17 protein-coding genes are annotated in these 19,682 nt (G+C 71.9%); 14 read left to right on the forward strand and 3 right to left on the reverse strand.

Annotated features, from left to right (window positions below):
* Window positions 1–232 precede the first annotated feature (232 nt).
* From allB to ACFY10_RS11355, 3 genes are read left to right on the forward strand one after another with little or no spacing between them, the layout of a single operon-like run.
* Entirely contained in the window at window positions 233–1,573 is a 1,341-nt protein-coding gene (gene allB / locus ACFY10_RS11345; protein WP_390664808.1) for an allantoinase AllB, read from the forward strand.
* A 52-nt stretch (window positions 1,574–1,625) separates the two neighbouring features.
* Window positions 1,626–2,741, forward strand: coding sequence for an allantoicase (gene alc, locus ACFY10_RS11350; protein ID WP_390664809.1), 1,116 nt, complete (start codon window positions 1,626–1,628; stop codon window positions 2,739–2,741).
* Between the two features lie 53 nt (window positions 2,742–2,794).
* The gene (locus ACFY10_RS11355; RefSeq protein WP_390664810.1) at window positions 2,795–3,817 is read left to right on the forward strand and encodes a DUF6236 family protein; all 1,023 of its coding nucleotides are present in this window, start codon (window positions 2,795–2,797) and stop codon (window positions 3,815–3,817) included.
* Between the two features lie 3 nt (window positions 3,818–3,820).
* Here the strand turns inward: ACFY10_RS11355 and ACFY10_RS11360 are convergent, their stop codons facing one another.
* Complete coding sequence (locus ACFY10_RS11360) at window positions 3,821–4,567, reverse strand: SDR family oxidoreductase (protein WP_390664811.1); 747 nt, start codon at window positions 4,565–4,567, stop codon at window positions 3,821–3,823.
* A 110-nt stretch (window positions 4,568–4,677) separates the two neighbouring features.
* Here ACFY10_RS11360 and ACFY10_RS11365 point away from each other — a divergent pair, with 110 nt between their 5' ends.
* The 3 genes from ACFY10_RS11365 to ACFY10_RS11375 all read left to right on the forward strand — a co-directional run bounded on the left by ACFY10_RS11365 (window position 4,678) and on the right by ACFY10_RS11375 (window position 6,855).
* Window positions 4,678–5,496 carry an AIM24 family protein gene (locus ACFY10_RS11365; RefSeq protein WP_390664812.1) on the forward strand — a complete coding sequence of 273 codons (819 nt, stop codon included), beginning with the start codon at window positions 4,678–4,680 and terminating at the stop codon, window positions 5,494–5,496.
* A gap of 90 nt (window positions 5,497–5,586) precedes the next feature.
* Window positions 5,587–6,213 (forward strand): dihydrofolate reductase family protein, encoded by a 627-nt coding sequence (locus tag ACFY10_RS11370; RefSeq protein WP_390664939.1) that lies wholly within the window; start codon window positions 5,587–5,589, stop codon window positions 6,211–6,213.
* Window positions 6,214–6,456: 243 nt separating this feature from the next.
* On the forward strand, window positions 6,457–6,855 hold the full coding sequence (locus ACFY10_RS11375) for a ribonuclease domain-containing protein (RefSeq protein WP_390664813.1): 399 nt from the start codon (window positions 6,457–6,459) through the stop codon (window positions 6,853–6,855).
* A 124-nt stretch (window positions 6,856–6,979) separates the two neighbouring features.
* Here the strand turns inward: ACFY10_RS11375 and ACFY10_RS11380 are convergent, their stop codons facing one another.
* Window positions 6,980–7,180, reverse strand: a complete 201-nt coding sequence (locus tag ACFY10_RS11380) for a hypothetical protein (protein WP_390664814.1) — start codon at window positions 7,178–7,180, stop codon at window positions 6,980–6,982.
* A 177-nt stretch (window positions 7,181–7,357) separates the two neighbouring features.
* On the opposite strand from ACFY10_RS11380, the gene ACFY10_RS11385 reads away from it, so the two are divergent.
* The 3 genes from ACFY10_RS11385 (at window position 7,358) to ACFY10_RS11395 (ending at window position 10,632) form a co-directional block, all read left to right on the forward strand.
* Window positions 7,358–8,605: a histidine kinase gene (locus ACFY10_RS11385; RefSeq protein WP_390664815.1), complete on the forward strand. Its 1,248-nt coding sequence runs from the start codon at window positions 7,358–7,360 to the stop codon at window positions 8,603–8,605.
* 46 nt (window positions 8,606–8,651) lie between these two features.
* Window positions 8,652–9,335, forward strand: coding sequence for a response regulator (locus tag ACFY10_RS11390; protein WP_390664816.1), 684 nt, complete (start codon window positions 8,652–8,654; stop codon window positions 9,333–9,335).
* 112 nt (window positions 9,336–9,447) lie between these two features.
* On the forward strand, window positions 9,448–10,632 hold the full coding sequence (locus ACFY10_RS11395) for a cytochrome P450 (protein WP_390664817.1): 1,185 nt from the start codon (window positions 9,448–9,450) through the stop codon (window positions 10,630–10,632).
* 63 nt (window positions 10,633–10,695) lie between these two features.
* Here the strand turns inward: ACFY10_RS11395 and ACFY10_RS11400 are convergent, their stop codons facing one another.
* A complete protein-coding gene (locus ACFY10_RS11400) occupies window positions 10,696–11,718 on the reverse strand; it encodes a Gfo/Idh/MocA family oxidoreductase (RefSeq protein WP_390664818.1) in 1,023 nt (340 codons plus the stop codon).
* 129 nt (window positions 11,719–11,847) lie between these two features.
* Here ACFY10_RS11400 and ACFY10_RS11405 point away from each other — a divergent pair, with 129 nt between their 5' ends.
* The 5 genes from ACFY10_RS11405 (at window position 11,848) to ACFY10_RS11425 (ending at window position 19,514) form a co-directional block, all read left to right on the forward strand.
* Complete coding sequence (locus ACFY10_RS11405) at window positions 11,848–12,585, forward strand: GntR family transcriptional regulator (RefSeq protein WP_390664940.1); 738 nt, start codon at window positions 11,848–11,850, stop codon at window positions 12,583–12,585.
* 219 nt (window positions 12,586–12,804) lie between these two features.
* The gene (locus ACFY10_RS11410) at window positions 12,805–13,953 is read left to right on the forward strand and encodes an ROK family glucokinase (protein ID WP_390664941.1); all 1,149 of its coding nucleotides are present in this window, start codon (window positions 12,805–12,807) and stop codon (window positions 13,951–13,953) included.
* Window positions 13,950–14,531: a sugar kinase gene (locus tag ACFY10_RS11415; protein ID WP_390664819.1), complete on the forward strand. Its 582-nt coding sequence runs from the start codon at window positions 13,950–13,952 to the stop codon at window positions 14,529–14,531. The genes ACFY10_RS11410 and ACFY10_RS11415 overlap by 4 nt, the downstream gene beginning before the upstream one ends.
* Window positions 14,532–14,631: 100 nt before the next feature.
* Complete coding sequence (locus tag ACFY10_RS11420) at window positions 14,632–17,469, forward strand: SNF2-related protein (protein WP_390664820.1); 2,838 nt, start codon at window positions 14,632–14,634, stop codon at window positions 17,467–17,469.
* Complete coding sequence (locus tag ACFY10_RS11425; RefSeq protein WP_390664821.1) at window positions 17,466–19,514, forward strand: SWIM zinc finger family protein; 2,049 nt, start codon at window positions 17,466–17,468, stop codon at window positions 19,512–19,514. The genes ACFY10_RS11420 and ACFY10_RS11425 overlap by 4 nt, the downstream gene beginning before the upstream one ends.
* Window positions 19,515–19,682 lie beyond the last annotated feature (168 nt).

A 19,682-nucleotide genomic window follows, 5' to 3' on the forward strand; every position in this document is an offset into this window, starting at 1 on the left:
GGCGGGAAGGGCAGAAGCCTACCCGCCGGTCGGTTGACTCCCTGCTTGTGCGTAGCTACGTTCTGCTTGCTGGAATTCTAATTCCGCTTTGTGGAAACGTCCAGAGTGGAGGCAGGGGGTGCACTGTGGAGAAGTGTGCCCTTGACGGCACGGAAGCGGGAGTGAAGACTCCTTCAACAGAAAGTTGAATTCCGTTACGTGGAAGTAAACGCGGCGGCTGAGAGGGGTCCGGGTGTCCGACGTAGAACTGGTGCTGCGCTCGACGCGCGTCATCACACCCGAGGGAACGCGTCCCGCCACGGTCGCGGTCGCGGGCGGCAGGATCACGGCCGTACTCCCGTACGACGCCGACGTACCCGCCGACGCCCGCCTGGAGGACCTCGGCGACGACGTCCTGCTGCCCGGCCTGGTCGACACGCACGTGCATGTCAACGACCCCGGCCGCACCGAGTGGGAGGGCTTCTGGACCGCCACGCGCGCGGCCGCGGCCGGCGGCATCACCACCCTCGTCGACATGCCGCTCAACTCCCTCCCGCCGACCACGACGGTCGACAACCTCCGTACCAAGAAGGACGTCGCCGCCGACAAGGCCCACATCGACGTCGGCTTCTGGGGCGGCGCCCTGCCCGACAACGTCAAGGACCTGCGTCCGCTGCACGAGGCCGGCGTCTTCGGCTTCAAGGCCTTCCTGTCGCCCTCGGGTGTGGACGAGTTCCCGCACCTCGACCAGGAGCGGCTCGCCCAGTCCCTGGCCGAGATCGCCTCCTTCGGCGGCCTGCTGATCGTGCACGCCGAGGACCCGCACCACCTCGACGCGGCTCCGCAGCAGGGCGGCCCCAAGTACGCCGACTTCCTCGCCAGCCGCCCGCGCGACGCCGAGGACACGGCGATCGCCCAGCTCATCGCCCAGGCGAAACGGCTGGGTGCGCGCGTGCACGTCCTCCACCTGTCCTCGTCCGACGCGCTCCCGCTGATCGCCGAGGCGAAGGCGGAGGGCGTACGCATCACGGTCGAGACCTGCCCCCACTACCTCACCCTCACCGCCGAGGAAGTCCCGGACGGCGCAAGCGAGTTCAAGTGCTGCCCGCCCATCCGCGAGGCCGCCAACCAGGACCTGCTGTGGCAGGCGCTGGCGGACGGCACCGTCGACTGCGTGGTCACCGACCACTCCCCGTCGACGGCCGATCTGAAGACGGACGACTTCGCGACCGCCTGGGGCGGCATCTCCGGACTGCAGCTGAGCCTGGCCGCGGTGTGGACGGAGGCGCGCAGGCGGGGCCACGGCCTGGAGGACGTGGTCCGCTGGATGTCCTCGCGTACGGCGGAACTCGTCGGGCTGGACACGCGCAAGGGAGCCATCGAGGCCGGCCGTGACGCCGACTTCGCGGTCCTCGCGCCCGACGAGACGTTCACCGTGGACCCGGCGGCCCTCCAGCACCGCAACCGCGTGACGGCGTACGCGGGCAAGACCCTGTACGGCGTCGTGAAGTCGACCTGGCTGCGCGGCGAACGCATCGTGGCGGACGGCGAGTTCACCGAGCCGAAGGGGCAGTTGCTCACCCGCGACCACTGACCGACTCTCCCGCACCCGCAGCGGCCGACCCCGAAAGGACGATCTGATCACCGTGACGGCGATACCCAGTTTCACCGGCGACGCGAACCCGTACGGAGGCGGTGACCCGTACGCGGACTACCGCACTGCCGACTTCCCCTTCACCCAGTACGCCAACCTCGCCGACCGGCGCCTAGGTGCCGGCGTGATCGCCGCCAACGACGAGTTCTTCGCCCAGCGCGAGAACCTGCTGGTGCCCGAGCGGGCCGAGTTCGACCCCGAGCACTTCGGGCACAAGGGCAAGATCATGGACGGCTGGGAGACGCGCCGCCGCCGTGGCGCCTCGGCCGACCACCCGTGGCCCACGGCCGAGGACCACGACTGGGCGCTGGTCCGCCTCGGCGCGCCCGGAGTGATCCGCGGGATCGTCGTCGACACGGCCCACTTCCGCGGCAACTACCCCCAGGCGGTGTCGGTCGAGGGCACATCGGTGCCGGGTTCCCCCTCTCCGGAGGAGCTCCTCGGCGACGACGTGAAGTGGACGACCCTCGTCCCGCGCACCCCGGTCGGCGGCCACGCGGCCAACGGCTTCGCCGTCCCGGTCGAGCAGCGCTTCACCCACCTGCGCGTCAACCAGCACCCCGACGGCGGCATCGCGCGTCTGCGGGTGTACGGCGAGGTCGTCCCGGACCCGGAGTGGCTGGCCACGCTGGGCACCTTCGACGTCGTCGCCCTGGAGAACGGCGGCCAGGCCGAGGACGCCTCCAACCTCTTCTACTCCCCGGCCACGAACACCATCCAGCCGGGCCGCTCCCGCAAGATGGACGACGGCTGGGAGACCCGCCGCCGCCGCGACCAGGGCAACGACTGGATCCGCTACCGCCTGGCGGCCCAGTCCCAGATCCGCGCGATCGAGATCGACACGGCGTACCTGAAGGGCAACAGTGCGGGCTGGGCCTCGGTGTCGGTGAAGGACGGGGACGACGGCGAGTGGACCGAGGTCCTCCCGCGCACCCGCCTCCAGCCGGACACCAACCACCGCTTCGTCCTCCCGACCCCGGCGGTCGGCACGCACGCGCGCGTGGACATCTACCCCGACGGGGGCATCTCGCGCCTGCGGCTGCACGGATCCCTGACGGAGCAGGGGGCGAACCGTCTCTCCATCCGCCACCAGGAGCTGGGCGGCTGACCTGCGCTACCGTGAACACCCCGTGGTGAACGGGGTGTTCACGGGGAGGCGCGATGGCGGTTCTGCTCTACTACCCGCTGGTGAAGCCACCGACGGAGGTGCTCCATCAGGCGCTGCTGTACTGGGACGGCATCGGCTCGGTCGTACCCGTGGATCCTCGGGTCTACGAGGCCGCCGTTTCCCCGGAGTTGAAGGATCTGCGGGACCTCGGCCTGTACAAACCCCTGGGGCTGACAGGGGAGTACATGGACATCCTCAGAGATCCCGACGACATCCGCCCCTGGCTGGCTGCCGAGGAACAGCGGTGTGCGGCGTCCCTGGCACTGAGGCACGAGCTGCGGCGCCTGGCGGTCGGTCCCGACCGGCCTCGCGTGTCGTCTCCACCGGAGTCGTTCCTCTACGAGTCGAAGATGAGCAGCTGGCTGCCCGGGGAACTGCAGCGGCTCCGTCTGGCCACCTCGCGGGACGAGCGCCATTGGACGGTGGGCGTGCCGCACCGGGTCCAGGAAGTCGTCGTCGGCGCCATGGCGCGCGAACTCGCCCGGAACGCCAACGAGTCGTACACCCCGTACACCGACCGCCCGGACGCCCACCGCCTGTCCTTGAGCGCGGGCATGCTGTCCGTGCCCGCCTGGGAAGTGGAACTCGGCCGGCTCCTGCCCGTTCCCGCTCCTGGCACTGAGACCGCCAAGGTGCTCACCTTCCGCAGGAATCACAAGGACGAACGCGACCGGCTGATGCGAGCCCTGCACGGACTGCTCGGTGCCCTCCGCCGCGACTACGAGCACCCGGCCGACATCCTGGCCCAGCTGCGCCGCGAGATCGAGCAGTCCGTCGAGAGCTACCGCAAGGCGGCGAAGAGCAGCCGTATGGCCTGGGTGGAACGGTCGGTGATGGCGACCGTGGGTCTGGCCGCCGCGGCCGGTGGAGTGGTGCAGCCCGGTCTGAGCTGGGCCCTGGGGGCCGTGGGCAGCATCGCACTGAACGTGGCCACCCGCGAGATCCGCCCCCTTGCCCGGGCCCGCGAGGACCACGACTTCAGCTACCTGCACCAGGTCAGAGAGACGTTCACCTGACCGTCACGCCGCATACCCCCCGTCCACCGCGAACTCCGCTCCTGTGACGTAATCGGCAGCCGCCAGATACGCGACCATCGCCGCCACCTCGTCGGCCGCCCCGAAACGGCCCGCCGCCGTCATCGCCGCCTGGTCGGCGGCAGATGGTCCGTCCGCCGGATTCATGTCCGTGTCGATCGGCCCCGGATGCACGATGTTCGCCGTGATCCCCCGCCCGCCCAACTCCCGGGCCAGTGCCTTCGTCAGGCCGATCAGCGCGGCCTTGCTGGTCGCGTACAGCGTTCCGCCCGGCCCCGGCACACGCTGAGTCATACACGTACCGATCGTGATGATCCGCCCGCCGGACGGCATCCGTGCGGCCGCCGCCTGCGAGGTCAGAAACACCCCGCGCACATTCACTGCCAGGACGCGGTCGACGTCGGTGAGGGACAGGCCCTCCAGCGGACCCAGTACGCCCACCCCCGCGTTGTTCACCAGCACGTCGAGCCCGCCCAGCGCCTGAGCCGTACGTTCCGCCGCCCCTGCCGCCTCGTCCGCGTCCGCGGAATCCGCGCGCAGGGCCACCGCCCGGCGTCCCAGTGCCTCGATCCGCCGCACGACGTCTTCGGCGGCCTCCTTGCCGTTCACGTAGGTGACGGCCACGTCCGCGCCCTGCCGGGCGAGCCGCAGCGCCGTCGCCGCACCGATGCCGCGGCTGCCGCCGGTCACCAGGGCCGCCTTGCCGTTCAGGGTTCCGTAAGTCGTTGTCATGGGTCCATCCCAGCGGCCGGCACACGCGCGTGCTGGCGGCGAACGGACACCCACCTCGCGCGGCCGAAAGTCGCCGGAACTCTTTGCTCCGCCTCCGACGTTCTCCCCGCGTGACCCTTCAGCAAGAGATCGTCGGCAACGCCATGCAGATGGCGGTCGTCAACCTGCGCCCCGGCCAGACCGTGTACTGCGAGGCCGGAAAGTTCCTGTTCAAGACGACGAACGTGACCATGGAGACCCGCCTCTCCGGTCCGTCGAACAACGGCGGCCAGTCCCAGGGCGGCGGCGGAGGCGGCGGCATGGGCGGCATGCTGCGCCAGGCCATGGGCACCGCCATGCAGGTCGGCCAGCGCATGCTCGCGGGCGAGTCGATGGCGTTCCAGTACTTCAGCGCTCAGGGCGGCGAAGGCACCGTCGGCTTCGCGGGCGTGCTCCCCGGCGAGATGCGCGCCCTGGAACTCGACGGCACGCGCGCGTGGTTCGCCGAGAAGGACGCCTTCGTGGCCGCCGAGTCCACCGTCGACTTCGGCATCGCCTTCCAGGGCGGCCGCACCGGCATGAGCGGCGGCGAGGGCTTCATCCTGGAGAAGTTCACCGGGCACGGCACCGTGATCATCGCGGGCGCCGGCAACTTCATCGACCTCAACCCGGCCGACTTCGGCGGCCGCATCGAGGTCGACACGGGCTGCGTCGTCGCCTTCGAGGAGGGCATCCAGTACGGCGTCCAGCGCATCGGCGGCCTCAACCGCCAGGGCATGATGAACGCCGTCTTCGGCGGCGAGGGCCTGTCCCTGGCCACCCTGGAGGGCAACGGCCGGGTGATCCTGCAGTCCCTCACCATCGAGAGCCTGGCGAACGCCTTGAAGAAGGCCCAGGGCGGCGACAAACAGGGCCCGACGGGCGGCCTGTTCTCGACGCACGCCGGGTGAGGCGACGTACGACCGACCGATGAGTTGCGGGCGCCCGCGGGGTCTGAGGTGATGACAACAGACCCCGCACCCGGAAAGCAGGCACCCACCATGGGCAAGCTCGTCTCCACGATCTTCGTCACCCTCGACGGCGTCTACCAGGCACCGGGCGGCCCCCAGGAGGACACCCGGGGCGGCTTCGAGCACGGCGGCTGGAGTTTCGTCTACGGCGACGACGACTTCGGCCGGTTCGTCAACGAGGTCTTCGAACGCCCCGCCGCGTTCCTCCTCGGCCGCCGCACGTACGACATCTTCGCCTCGTACTGGCCGAAGGTGACCAACCCCGACAACCTCATCGCCGGCAAACTGAACGCCCTCCCGAAGTACGTCGCCTCGTCGACCCTCACCGACCCCGAGTGGGCCAACACCACCGTGATCAGCGGCGACCTCGCCAAGGAGGTCACCGCCCTCAAGGAGCGCACCGACGGCGAGCTCCAGGTGCACGGCAGCGGCGCCCTCGTCCAGTCCCTGCTGGCGCTCGACCTCGTCGACACCCTCCACCTGGTGACGTTCCCGGTCGTGCTCGGCACCGGCCTCCGTTTCTTCGTGGAGGGCGCCGTACCGACCAGGTTCCGCCGCACGGGCGGCCGTATCACCCCCGCCGGGGTCTCCATCCAGTCGTACGACCTGGCCGGACGGCCCGAGTACGGCTCGTACGAGCTCCCCGAAAACGCCTAGCCGAAGATCACCGCGTCGGTAAGCCCGGGCTGCCGTTCCTGTCCGTGTGCCGCGGCCGGCATCGCGCTCGGTGGGGAACGGCTCGGGGCCCTCGGCCCGGCGGGCGGTGCGCGCTGGTGCTTGTGGGCACCGCGTGGGGACGCGGGGCCGCAAGTTAACTTGCGGAAAACTCATCGGACTTGACGGGAAAATCTCCGGACTTGACATTGACATGCCACTGTCTACGCGCGTCATCATGAGGGCATGACTTTCCCCCACACCCGCGCCACTCGCATCGGCGCCGCAGCCGCTCTTCTGTCCGCCCTCCTCGTGGGCGGCGCCGTCACCGCCACCACCGCGGACGCCGCCGCCGACTCCGTCGGCAGCATCTGCTACAGCGCCCTGCCCTCCCAGGCGCACGACACCCTCGACCTGATCGCGCAGGGCGGGCCGTACCCGTACTCGCAGGACGGCACCGTCTTCTCGAACCGTGAAGGCGTCCTGCCCAGCCAGTCGTCCGGGTACTACCACGAGTACACGGTCATCACGCCCGGTTCGTCTACGCGCGGAGCTCGCCGCATCGTGACCGGCGAGGAGACCCAGGAGGACTACTACACCTCGGACCACTACGCCACGTTCGACCTGGTCGACTTCGGCTGCTGAGCGACTTCCCCCGCTCAGCCGCTCTCCTTCCGAAGCGAAGGTGAGCTCCTTTCCGCAGCGAAAGGGCCCAAGCGATCACGGTCGCCGAGGGAACGGTGCGACCAGCCGGAAGTCCGGTCCGCGCTCATCCGGACTTCCGGCTCTCCGCGGCGGCGAACAGCGCGAACGCCAGCACCACCAGGGCGACGCTCGCGTAGACCCCGTAGCCGTCGAGGAAGCCGAGCCGTTGCACGAGGCCCACATGCCAGTGGGTGAACTCGTGCACCAGGCCCAGCACGCCCTGCACCAGGGCGATGAATCCCAGTAACTCCAGCAGCTGCTTCATGCCATGACCCTCGCCCCGCGGACCCCCCACAGACATCGGCCGCGGGGCGAGTCGTGCCCGACGGAAGTCCGCCGGCCGTCGGGCGCCCGCGACGAAAGTCTCCGGTGGTGCGACTTTGGTAGGGGATCCCCCTCATGGAGCGGTGACGGCCCGCCGCACTGCGTAGATTTGTCGCCCGTGAGGGATGACAAGCCGACGCCGGCCGCCGCGGTGGTCATCGGCCGCAGATGGTTGTTTCCGTCTGCCCTGCTGCACGAGATCGACCCCGACGCCGGGCGGTCCGGGCGGCCCCGGCGCACCGTGCGGGACTGGGTCGTCGACTTCACGTGCTTCCTGCTCGCCGTGGCCATCGGTCTGGCGGCCGCGGACACCCTGCACAACGACACGCACACCCCCCACGCCCTCGCCGTCGTCGACCAGTTGCTCGGTGCGCTGGCCTGCGCGGCGGTGTGGGCCCGCCGCCGCTGGCCGCTGGGGCTCGCCGTCGCGATGATCCCCGTCGGCTTGCTGTCCAACACAGCGGGCGGCGCCGGCATGGTCGTCATCTTCACCCTCGCCGTGCACCGGCCCTTCCGGTACGTCGCCTGGATCGGCGGCGTCTCCCTCGCGCTGATCCCGCTGTTCTTCTGGCTGCGCCCGGACCCCGATCTGCCGTACGCGGGCGCGGTTGCGTTCACTGAGCTGTTCACCCTCACCGTCATCGGCTGGGGCATGTTCGTACGGTCCAAGCGCCAGCTCATGGTGAGCCTGCGCGACCGCGCCCGGCGGGCCGAGACGGAGGCGCAGCTGCGTGCCGAGCAGGCACAGCGGCTCGCCCGCGAGGCCATCGCCCGCGAGATGCACGACGTCCTGGCGCATCGGCTGACCCTGCTGAGCGTGCACGCGGGCGCCCTGGAGTTCCGGCCCGACGCACCCCAGCAGGAGATCGCGCGGGCGGCCGGCGTCATCCGCGAGAGCGCGCACGAGGCCCTGCAGGACCTGCGGGAGATCATCGGCGTCCTGCGCGCGGGCGAGCCCGACGACGCGGGCCGCCCCCAGCCGACGCTCGCCGCGCTGGACGGGCTGGTCGCCGAGTGCCGCGAGGCCGGCATGAAGGTCACCCTCGCGAACCGCGTCACCGACCCCGCCGCCGTCCCGTCCTCCGTCGGCCGCACCGCGTACCGCATCGCCCAGGAGGCCCTGACCAACGCCCGCAAACACGCCCCCGGCACGGAGGTCACCGTCTCCGTCACGGGCACCCCGGGCGAGGGTCTGGTCGTGGACGTACGAAATCCCGCCCCGGAGGGGGACGTGCCCGCCGTGCCCGGTTCCGGGCAGGGGCTGATCGGGCTGACGGAACGGGCCACCCTGACCGGCGGCCGACTCGAGCACGGGGCGGAGGCGGACGGCGGGTTCCGGGTGCGGGCCTGGCTGCCGTGGGGTTGAGGCAACCCCGCGCGGCGGCCCCGCCCACCGTGATTACGTAAGGCCCATGACTGCGATCAGACTGCTCCTCGTCGACGACGACCCCCTGGTGCGGGCCGGGCTGTCCCTGATGATGGGCGGCGCCGACGACATCGAGATCGTCGGGCAGGCCGCCGACGGCGCCGAGGTCGAGGAACTCGTCGACCGCACCCGCCCCGACGTGGTCCTCATGGACATCCGGATGCCGTCGGTGGACGGCCTCACGGCCACCGAGCGGCTGCGGGAACGCAAGGACGCCCCGCAGGTCGTGGTCCTCACCACCTTCCACGCCGACGAACAGGTGCTGCGCGCCCTGCGCGCGGGTGCCGCCGGATTCGTCCTCAAGGACACCCCGCCCGCCGAGATCGTCGACGCCGTGCGCCGGGTCGCGGTCGGCGACCCCGTGCTGTCGCCCACCGTCACACGGCAGTTGATGGAGCACGCCGTGGGCTCCGGCGCCGACACCCGGCGCACGCACGCGCGCGTGCGCATCGACGCCCTCAACGACCGCGAACGGGAGGTCGCCGTCACGGTCGGCCGCGGCCTGTCCAACGCCGAGATCGCCGCCACGCTCTTCATGAGCGTCGCCACCGTCAAGACCCACGTCTCCCGCATCCTGGCCAAGCTCGACCTCAACAACCGTGTGCAGATCGCCTTGTTGGCGTACGACGCGGGGCTTCTGGACGGAGCGGAAGGGGACCGCGCCCCTTAGAACGGGGCGCGAAACCGCACCGGACTTCGCCAAGGGCACTGGCGGGGCTCCCCGTGCGTTCTCCATGCACCGGGAGAGAACCCGGCGGGGGACGGGGGAGGGCAGGCAGAGAATGGCGGAAGTGATCGACCTGGGGGAGTTCGGCGACGGGTTCCGCACGGACCCTCATCCGGTGTACGCGCGACTGCGCGAGCGGGGGCCGGTGCACCGGGTGCGGCTGCCCGTGCCCGACCAGCACCACGAGACCTGGCTCGTCGTCGGGTACGAGGAGGCGCGCACGGCGCTCGCCGACCCGCGGCTGGCCAAGGACGGCAGCAGGATCGGCATGCTGTTCCTCGACGAGGAGCTGATCGGGAAGTACCTGCTCGGAGCCGACCCGCCCCAGCACACGCGACTGCGCGCACTCGTCTCGCGGGCGTTCACCATGCGCCGCGTCGAGGAACTGCGGCCCAGGATCCAGGAGATCACCGACGAACTGCTCGACGCGATGCTGCCGCACGGCCGCGCCGACCTCGTGGACTCCTTCGCCTACCCGCTGCCGATCACCGTCATCTGCGAACTGCTCGGCGTACCGGAGATGGACCGCACGGAGTTCCGCAAAATGTCGACGGAGGCCGTCGCGCCGACCGACGCGGACCGAGAACACGACGCGTTCGTCCGGCTCGCCGAGTACCTCACCGAGCTCATCGAGGACAAGCGGCGCGCCGGACCGGGCGGCGACCTGCTCAGCGACCTGATCCGCACCACCGCCGAGGACGGCGACCGGCTCTCCCCGGGCGAGCTGCGCGGCATGGCCTTCATCCTGCTCATCGCGGGGCACGAGACGACGGTCAACCTCATCAGCAGCGCCGTCCACGCCCTGCTCACGCACCCGGCCCAACTCGCCGCCCTGCAGGCCGACTTGAGCCTGGTCGACGGCGCGGTCGAGGAGGCGCTGCGCTACGAAGGGCCGGTGGAGAACGCCACGTTCCGGTTCGCCGCCGAGCCCCTGGAGATCGGCGGCACACAGGTCGAGAAGGGCGACTTCGTGATGGTCGGTCTCACCGCCGCCGACCGTGACGGACTGCGCTATCCCGCCCCGGACCGCTTCGACATCCGCCGCGACACCCGCGGCCACCTGGCCTTCGGCCACGGCATCCACTACTGCCTGGGCGCCCCCTTGGCCCGCCTCGAAGCCCGCACGGCAATACGCACCCTCCTGGAGCGCGCCCCCGGCCTGGCCCTCGACGCCCCGCCCGGCGACTGGCTCCCCGGCATGCTGATGCGCGGGGTGCGCAGCCTGCCGGTGCGCTGGTAGCCATGGGGGCTGGGCTGCGTTACGACCGGTTATGCGCTACGACCGGTCACGCGTTACGGCCGCTCACCTGAACGCGGACTCGGCTCGGCCCGGAATCTCCGCGAGCGCCACCTGTCTGCGCTCCCGTCTGGACACCTCGCAGGCCTCGGCGATCCGCAGCGCCTGGAGGGCCTCGCGGCCGTCGCAGGGGTTGGCCCGCTGTCCGAGGACGACCTCGACGAACGCGGCCAGCTCGGCCTCGTAGGCAGGTCCGAAGCGCTCCAGGAAGCCGGACCAGGGCTTGTCCGCGGCCGGCGGCCCGGTCGGCTCCGTGGAGGCGATCGGCGTACGGTCGTCCAGGCCGACGACGATCTGGTCGAGCTCCCCGGCCAGCTCCATGCGGACGTCGTAGCCGGCGCCGTTCAGCCGCGTCGCCGTGGCCGTGGCGAGGGTGCCGTCGTCGAGCGTGAGCAGCGCGGCTCCCGTGTCCACGTCACCCGCCTCCCGGAACATCGGCGGCCCCGCGTCCGACCCGGCCGCGTAGACCTCGACGACCTCGTGCCCGGTCACCCAGCGCAGCGCATCGAAGTCGTGGATCAGTGCGTCCCGGTACAGCCCGCCGGACAGCCGCAGCCACCCGGGCGCGGGAGGAGCCTGGTCGGACGTCAGCGCCCGGACGGTGTGCAACCGCCCGAGCCGGCCCGAGGACACCGCGTCGCGCGCGCCCGTGTAGCCCGGGTCGAAGCGGCGCTGGAACCCCATCTGCAGAATCGTCCCGGCCGCCTCGACCTCCGAGATGGCGTGCAACGTGCCGGGCAGATCGAGCGCTATCGGTTTCTCGCAGAACACCGGCAGCCCCGAGCGTGCTGCCCGACCGATCAGTTCGGCATGGGCCGACGTCGCCGTGGTGATCACCACGGCATCCACACCCCACTTGAAGATCTCGTCCACGCCCGGCGCCGCCGTCTCCCCGAGGCGAAGCGCGAGCTCCTGGGCCCGCGCCGGATCCACATCCGTGAGGATCAGCGACCCCACCTCACGGTTGCGGCTGAGCGTGTTCGCATGAATGGTGCCGATTCGCCCCGTACCGATGACCCCGATGCGCATGGAAACAAAGTGAGGGTTCAGTGCGTACGCTGTCAATGCATATGTCCGGACAATCGAACTACACAACTTCCCGTCAACAACTCGTGGAGCTACGCTCGGCCCGTGCCGAAACCAGAAGTGGACCCGACCGTGTCGCTCGAGCTCAGTGTGGACCGGAGTTCTCCGGTGCCGTTGTACTTCCAGCTGTCCCAGCAGCTCGAAGCGGCGATCGAGCACGGGGCGCTCACCCCCGGCAGCCTGCTGGGCAACGAGATCGAGCTGGCCGCCCGGCTCGGCCTGTCCCGGCCCACCGTCCGCCAGGCCATCCAGTCCCTCGTCGAGAAGGGCCTCCTGGTGCGCCGCCGCGGCGTGGGCACGCAGGTCGTGCACAGCCAGGTCAAACGCCCCCTGGAGCTCTCCAGCCTCTACGACGACCTGGAGGCGGCCGGCCAGCGCCCCGCGACCAGGGTGCTCGTCAACACGGTCGTCCCGGCGACCGCCGAGGTCGCCGCCGCCCTCAATGTGGCCGAGGACAGCGACGTGCACCGGGTGGAACGCCTCCGCCTCGCGCACGGCGAGCCGATGGCGTACCTGTGCAACTTCATCCCGCCGGGCCTGCTCGACCTGAACACCGCGCAGCTGGAGGCGACGGGCCTCTACCGCATGATGCGCGCCGCCGGAATCACCCTGCACAGCGCCCGCCAGACGATCGGCGCCCGCGGCGCCACCGCCGCCGAGGCCGAGCGCCTCGCCGAAACCGAAGGCGCCCCCCTGCTCACCATGCAGCGCGTCACCTTCGACGACACGGGCAGGGCGGTCGAGTACGGCACCCACACCTACCGGCCGACGCGCTACTCCTTCGAGTTCCAGCTGCTAGTACGGTCATGAGTACCGCCTTGTTGCGGCACTGACCAGTTTGCGTTCCCTTGTCGAGTTGGTCGCAATGTCAGGACAATGTGCCCGGCGTGAACTGCACCGCCATGCTTTTGAGGGGCGCGGGGAACTGCGCGACCAGCCACGAAGTACCCGCACCCGGCACACATCGCGCACCCCCCGTCGCTCCCCCGCACAGCACCCAGAGTCACGTTGAGGCAGAATCGGGCCTTGATGAGCACCTACGGCAACTTCACCGCCCCCATAGGCTCCCGCCGAGCACCGGCGCTCCGCACGGTCGGCACCCGGGAGCGCCGCTCCCACCTGACCGCACCCCGTGTGCCAACGGTCGGCATCGACATCGGCGGCACAAAAGTGATGGCGGGCGTCGTCGACGCCGACGGCAACATCCTGGAGAAGCTCCGCGCGGAGACCCCGGACAAGTCCAAGAGCCCCAAGGTCGTCGAGGACACCATCGTCGAACTGGTCCTGGACCTCTCCGACCGGCACGACGTGCACGCGGTCGGCATCGGCGCGGCCGGCTGGGTCGACGCCGACCGCAACCGCATCCTGTTCGCCCCCCACCTGTCGTGGCGCAACGAGCCCCTGCGCGACCGTCTCGCCGGCCGCCTCGCCGTCCCCGTCCTGGTCGACAACGACGCCAACTCCGCCGCCTGGGCCGAGTGGCGTTTCGGCGCGGGCCGGGGCGAGGACCACCTGGTCATGATCACGCTGGGCACCGGTATCGGTGGCGCGATCCTGGAGGACGGTCAGGTCAAGCGCGGCAAGTACGGTGTCGCCGGCGAGTTCGGCCATATGCAGGTCGTGCCCGGCGGTCACCGCTGCCCGTGCGGCAACCGCGGCTGCTGGGAGCAGTACAGCTCCGGAAACGCGCTGGTCCGAGAGGCCAAGGAGCTGGCCGCCGCCGACTCCCCGGTGGCGTACGGGATCATCGAGCACGTCAATGGCAACATCGCCGACATCACCGGCCCGATGATCACCGAGCTGGCCCGTGAGGGCGACGCGATGTGCATCGAGCTGCTGCAGGACATCGGCCAGTGGCTCGGCGTCGGCATCGCGAACCTGGCGGCCGCCCTGGACCCGTCCTGCTTCGTGATCGGCGGCGGCGTCTCGGCCGCCGACGACCTGCTCATCGGCCCCGCGCGGGACGCCTTCAAGCGCCAGCTCACCGGCCGCGGCTACCGTCCCGAGGCCCGTATCGCGCGCGCCCAGCTCGGCCCCGAGGCCGGCATGGTCGGCGCCGCCGACCTCGCCCGTCTCGTCGCCCGCCGCTTCCGCCGCGCCAAGCGACGCCGGGTCGAGCGGTACGAGCGCTACGAGCGGTACGCCGAGACCCGCCGCTCCACCCAGGACACCGCATGACCGCCTCGCTGCCCCGTCAGGCTCTGCCCCCGGACGAGCCGCCCCGGCCGACCGAGGACCGCCGGCACAAGATCCGCCGCAGGGCGCTGACCCTGCTCATCATCGTGCTGCTCATCGGAGTCCCGGCCGGCTACCTGGTGATCTCCGCCAACCAGAGCCGCGACAGCGGCAAGGACAAGGAGGCCAAGTACGCGGCGACCGGCCTGACCAAGGGCTGGCCGTCGAAGGTGCAGCGCCGTCTCTACCAGGTGCCGATGCCGCACCCGTCGGGCAAGGTCGCCTCCTACGAGACGAACAACTGGAAGACCAGCCGTCTCTACGTCCAGTTCCAGACCCCCGTCCGCAACCTCGACGTCTTCCTCCACGACATGGGCGTCACCCGCGCCGATCTGAAGCGGGACGCCATCACCATCAGCGCACGCGACCAGAAGATCACCGGCTGGGAGTTCACCCGCACCGGCCCCTGGTACGGCCTCGTCCACAAGCAGAAGAACCCGAAGCCGACGCAGGACGTGGTCGTGAACCTCTCCGACCCGAAGAACCCGTTCTTCTACGTCGTCTCCCGCGCGGTTCCGTGACGGAACGGGTCCCGGGACCGTCGCCGGGACCGATTGTCAGACCCCGCCCGTAGAGTCGAAGACGTCTGATCCGACACAGGGGCGGGAGGTGACAGGTCGTATGGGCGACACGGCTGCAGTGGCCGGGCGAGCGGGGGAGCGTGAGCCGGGTGCGGGGGAGTCCGTGCCTGTCCGACTCGCCGCCGTCTTCCTGCCCGCCCCGCTGCCGAGGGACGGCCGGATCGCCTTCTGGGACCCGGAGGGCGGCCCACTGACCGCCGGGGACACAGAGCTCACCGTCGTACGACGGCATGGCGCGGGAGTGCGGCGCAGGACCGCCCCCGCGCTCTCCCTCCCGGTCGGCGAGGCCCTGCCCCACCTCGTCCGCGCCCGGCGCGACCCGGCCGCACACCCCGCCACCGCCTGCTGGGGCGCGGCCGCACTGCACGCACTGCGGCTCATCGCCCGCGGACGCCTGCTGCCCGGCCTGACGGCGGCCGGCCACGACGCCTGGCGGGCCGGCCCCCTGGACCCGGAGGACATCGCGCACATCCGGTCGGTCGCCGCGGCCCTGCCGTACGAGGGCCATGCGGTCCCGCTGCCCGGACCGGGCCCGCTCCGGCTGCCCGAGCCGGAGGCGCTGATGCGCTCCTTCCTGGACGCGGTCGCCGACACCCTCCCCCGCACCCCCGCCGCACCGCACGCCTCCGGCAGGCCCTTCGCCGCCCGCCGCCCGCAGCGCCTGCCCGACGCCCACGACTGGGCCGCCGAGGTCGCCGCCGGCATGGACGCGGGCGTGCGCATCTCGCTCCGCCTCGACCTGTCGGCGTACGAGCTGTTCGACGGCGAGGAGGGCGTGCGCACCGCGGGCGCCGCGATCGTCCAGGTGCACAGCCTCGCCGATCCCACGCTGATCGCCGACGCGGCGGCCCTGTGGGCGGGCGAGGCGGACGCGGCGTTCGGCCCACGCGCGCGCGTGGACGCGGCGCTCGCCGTGCGGCGGGCGGCCCGCATCTGGCCGCCGCTGGACCGGCTCGCCGAACAGGACGTGCCCGATGTCCTGGCACTGTACGACGAGGAGCTGGGCGAACTGCTCGGCGTGGCGGCGACCCGGCTCGCGGCGGCCGGGGTCGCCGTGCACTGGCCCCGGGACCTGGCCCAGGACCTGAGTGCGGCCGCGGTGGTACGGCCCGCGCCGGGCTCCGCGACCGACGGCACCGGCTTCTTCGAGAGCGAGGAACTCCTCCAGTTCCGCTGGCAGTTGGCGCTCGGCGGCGACCCGCTCAGCGAGGCCGAGATGGACTCCCTCGCCGAGGCCCACCGCCCGGTGGTGCGCCTGCGGGACCGATGGGTCCTGGTCGACCCCGCCCTGGTCCGCAAGGCCCGCAAGCGCGAACTGGGCCTGCTCGACCCGGTCGACGCGCTCTCCGTCGCACTCAGCGGCAGCGCGGAGGTGGACGGCGAGACGGTCGAGGCGGTGCCGGTCGGCGCCCTGGCGGCCCTGCGCGAGCGCCTGACGGCCGGGGTGCGCCCCGCCGAGCCGCCCCCGGACCTGCACGCCACCCTCCGCGACTACCAGCTCCGGGGCCTGGCCTGGCTGGACCTCATGACCTCCCTCGGCCTGGGCGGCTGCCTCGCCGACGACATGGGGCTCGGCAAGACGATCACCCTCATCGCGCTGCACCTGAAGCGCGCCCGCAGCGAACCGACCCTGGTCGTCTGCCCGGCCTCCCTGCTCGGCAACTGGCAGCGGGAGATCACCCGGTTCGCGCCCGGCGTCCCCGTCCGCCGCTTCCACGGCCCGGACCGCACCCTGGAGGACGTGACGGGCGGCTTCGTCCTCACCACCTACGGCACGATGCGGACGACCGCACCACGACTGGCCGAACAGCACTGGGGCATGGTCGTCGCGGACGAGGCACAGCACGTGAAGAACCCCTACTCGGCGACGGCGAAGGCCCTGCGCACGATCCCGTCCCCGGCGCGGGTGGCCCTCACCGGCACCCCGGTGGAGAACAACCTCTCCGAACTCTGGGCCCTGCTCGACTGGACGACACCCGGACTCCTCGGCCCCCTGAAATCCTTCCGCGCCCGGCACGCGCGTGCAGTGGAGAACGGCGAGGACGAGGAGGCGGTGACCCGCCTCGCGCGTCTGGTCCGTCCCTTCCTCCTGCGCCGCAAGAAGTCCGACCCCGGCATCGTCCCCGAGCTGCCGCCCAAGACGGAGACGGACCATCCCGTGCCGCTCACCCGCGAACAGGCGGCCCTGTACGAGGCGGTGGTGCGGGAGTCCATGCTGGCCATCGAGACCTCGGACGGCATCGCACGCCGGGGCCTGGTGCTCAAGCTGCTCGGCGCGCTGAAGCAGATCTGCAACCACCCCGCGCTGTATCTCAAGGAGGAGCAGACCCGGGCCGACCGCCTACTGGCCCGTTCCGGCAAACTCGCCCTCCTCGACGAACTGTTGGACACGCTGCTGGCGGAGGACGGCTCGGCGCTCGTCTTCACCCAGTACGTCGGAATGGCCCGCCTGATCACCGCGCACCTGGCCTCCCGAGCGGTCCCGGTGGACCTGCTCCACGGCGGTACGCCGATCCCGGAGCGCGAACGCATGGTGGACCGCTTCCAGGGCGGTTCGACCCCGGTCCTGGTGCTGTCGCTGAAGGCGGCCGGCACCGGCCTGAACCTCACCCGCGCAGGCCATGTCATCCACTTCGACCGCTGGTGGAACCCGGCGGTCGAGGAACAGGCCACCGACCGCGCCTACCGCATCGGCCAGACCCAGCCCGTCCAGGTCCACCGCCTCATCACCGAGGGCACGGTCGAGGACCGCATCGCCGAAATGCTGGAGTCCAAGCGCGCCCTGGCCGACGCCATCCTCGGCTCCGGCGAGTCGGCCCTCACCGAACTGACCGACCGCGAACTCACCGACCTGGTGTCTCTCCGGAGGCCGACATGACCCCGGGCCCGGCCGACGAGGCCCGCCGGGCGCTCAGGGAGGCACGGGAACGGGAGGAGCATGCCGCACACCAGCCACCCGAACCCGAGCAGGCCTCCAAGGCACCTGAGACGTCCGAGGTACCCAAGACACCCGAGAGTGGCGAGGCGCGGCCCGCCGATGCGGCTCGTGCGGCGTTGCGCGCACCGAGGCCTGCCTCGTCGGGCTCGCCCGGTGAGGTGGCGAGCTCCGGGCTGCCTGCGGCGGCACCGGAGGCGGGTGGCGCCGGTGCGGGGTCCGATGTGGGGACTGCGGGTGGGGAGGGCGAGGGTGCGGGTGCGGGTGCGCGGCCTGCTGATGTCGCGCGTGAGGCGTTGCGTGCTGCGCGGGCGAAGTCGCGGCAGGCCCTGGAGGACGCTGAGCGTGCGGGAACCGAGGCCGGGCATCGGCCGAGGCGTGCGGCGGCCGGCCGGATGCAAGGCGGTGCGGTGCCCCGCCGTGCTTCCGGCGTCCAGGCGCGTGACATGCGGGAATTGCTCGCCGACGCCTTCCGTATGCCTCCCTCGGCGACCGGGCCCGGAGCGGCGCAGGATGACAACGGGACTGCCTGGAAGGGGAGTTCGGCTTCCCGGACGTCCACTTCCTCGGGCGAAACCCCGCAGGCGGCCGGACTCACGCGGAGCGACGCCGAAGCACACCGGGCCGGCGCCGAGCGCTCCGCCCTCACCTCGACCCCCCTCGGCACCGACTCCCCGTCCGCCCCGCCCCCGGCCCGCCCCCACTCCATGGCCGCCCCCGCCCGCGACGGCGAGTTGCGTCGCACCTTCCCGGCGTTCCCGGCCCCTGCGTCCCGCCCCTCGGCCGCCCCGGCCGACGCCCGCTTCGCGGAGACGTGGTGGGGCAACGCCTGGGTCACGGCGCTGGAAGAGGGGGCGCTGGACGCCAAGCGGCTGGCACGCGGCCGGAGTTACGCCGAGCAGGGCCATGTGGACGCCATCACGGTGACGCCAGGACTCGTACTCGCGTATGTGCAGGGCAGCCGCCCGCGCCCGTACCGCGTGCAGGTGCGGCTGCGCACGCTGGACGACGCCGACTGGGCGCGGTTCCTGGACGCCGCCGCCGAGCGGCCGGGGCACATCGCGGCGCTGCTGGACAAGGAGCTGCCCCAGTCCCTCGCCGACTGCGGAGTGCCGTTGCTGCCGGGCCCGCGCGACCTCGAACCGCACTGCAGCTGCCCCGACCACGGCCACCCCTGCAAACACGCCGCCGCCCTCTGCTACCAGACGGCACGCCTGCTCGACGCCGACCCCTTCGTACTGCTCCTGCTGCGCGGCCGCGGGGAACGCGAGCTGCTCGACGCCCTCTCCCGGCTGAGCGCCGCCCGAGCGGCCCGCGCCGCCCAGGAGCAGCAACCGGCCCCGCTCCCCGGCGTCCGCGCCACCGAAGCCCTCGTGCCCCGCGGGCTTCCGCCGCTCCCGGCCCCGTTGGCCGTCCCGCCGCACCCCGAGCAGCCCCCGGTCTACCCGGCGGCCCCGGGCGGCCCCGACCCCTTCGCGCTGGACCAGCTGGCGACCGACGCCGCCGCCCGCGCCCACGCCCTGCTCAGCACCGGCCGCGACCCGGTGGCGGAGCTGACGCTGTGGCAGGACGCGGTCCGGCTCGCCGCCGCCCGCCCCGGCTCCGGCCTCACCGCCGGCACCCGCGCCCTCTACGCCTCGCTAGCCTCCGCCGCCGGCCGCACCCCCGCCGAGCTGGCCCGAGCGGTGGCCGCCTGGCGGCAGGGCGGCCTCGAAGGGCTCGCTGTCCTCGAGGAACCCTGGGACCCGCCCGCCGGACGCTTCGACCGCGCCCGCCCCCTCCTCCTCGCCGCCGACCTCCCCGCCTTCAGACCCCGGCGCAACCACCTCACCCACCCTCGCGGCCACGTCCAGCTCCGCCTCGGCCGAGACGGCCTGTGGTACGCCTACGAGTCGGAGCCGGGCCACGACGACTGGTGGCCCCGCGGCACCCCGGACCTCGACCCGGTGGGCGCCCTCACGGGCCTGGGCACACCGAACGACCTCTGAGTGGTCCGTCACACGCAGAGTGCACAAGCAGAGGGCGCACACGGCCCGCCGCACCGACAAACCGGCCCCTCGCACACGGTCGCCCGGCATCCGGTGAAGGCGGTGTGAGGGTTCACCGCTGATCCGCGGGAGTCAGGTGTAAGGACGTGGGGCCCCACGTCCGGAAGG

This window comes from Streptomyces sp. NPDC001401, assembly GCF_042895385.1.
Taxonomy (GTDB): Bacteria; Actinomycetota; Actinomycetes; order Streptomycetales; family Streptomycetaceae; genus Streptomyces.

Excerpts from the sequence above, each read along its gene's own strand:
- ACFY10_RS11420 (WP_390664820.1), top strand. The coding sequence starts at position 14,632 with ATGGGCGACACGGCTGCAGTGGCCGGGCGAGCGGGGGAGCGTGAGCCG.
- ACFY10_RS11375 (WP_390664813.1), top strand. The coding sequence starts at position 6,457 with ATGACTTTCCCCCACACCCGCGCCACTCGCATCGGCGCCGCAGCCGCT.
- ACFY10_RS11390 (WP_390664816.1), top strand. The coding sequence starts at position 8,652 with ATGACTGCGATCAGACTGCTCCTCGTCGACGACGACCCCCTGGTGCGG.
- ACFY10_RS11400 (WP_390664818.1), bottom strand. The coding sequence starts at position 11,718 with ATGCGCATCGGGGTCATCGGTACGGGGCGAATCGGCACCATTCATGCG.
- ACFY10_RS11380 (WP_390664814.1), bottom strand. The coding sequence starts at position 7,180 with ATGAAGCAGCTGCTGGAGTTACTGGGATTCATCGCCCTGGTGCAGGGC.
- ACFY10_RS11395 (WP_390664817.1), top strand. The coding sequence starts at position 9,448 with ATGGCGGAAGTGATCGACCTGGGGGAGTTCGGCGACGGGTTCCGCACG.
- ACFY10_RS11410 (WP_390664941.1), top strand. The coding sequence starts at position 12,805 with ATGAGCACCTACGGCAACTTCACCGCCCCCATAGGCTCCCGCCGAGCA.
- ACFY10_RS11425 (WP_390664821.1), top strand. The coding sequence starts at position 17,466 with ATGACCCCGGGCCCGGCCGACGAGGCCCGCCGGGCGCTCAGGGAGGCA.
- ACFY10_RS11370 (WP_390664939.1), top strand. The coding sequence starts at position 5,587 with ATGGGCAAGCTCGTCTCCACGATCTTCGTCACCCTCGACGGCGTCTAC.
- ACFY10_RS11360 (WP_390664811.1), bottom strand. The coding sequence starts at position 4,567 with ATGACAACGACTTACGGAACCCTGAACGGCAAGGCGGCCCTGGTGACC.
- ACFY10_RS11415 (WP_390664819.1), top strand. The coding sequence starts at position 13,950 with ATGACCGCCTCGCTGCCCCGTCAGGCTCTGCCCCCGGACGAGCCGCCC.
- ACFY10_RS11355 (WP_390664810.1), top strand. The coding sequence starts at position 2,795 with ATGGCGGTTCTGCTCTACTACCCGCTGGTGAAGCCACCGACGGAGGTG.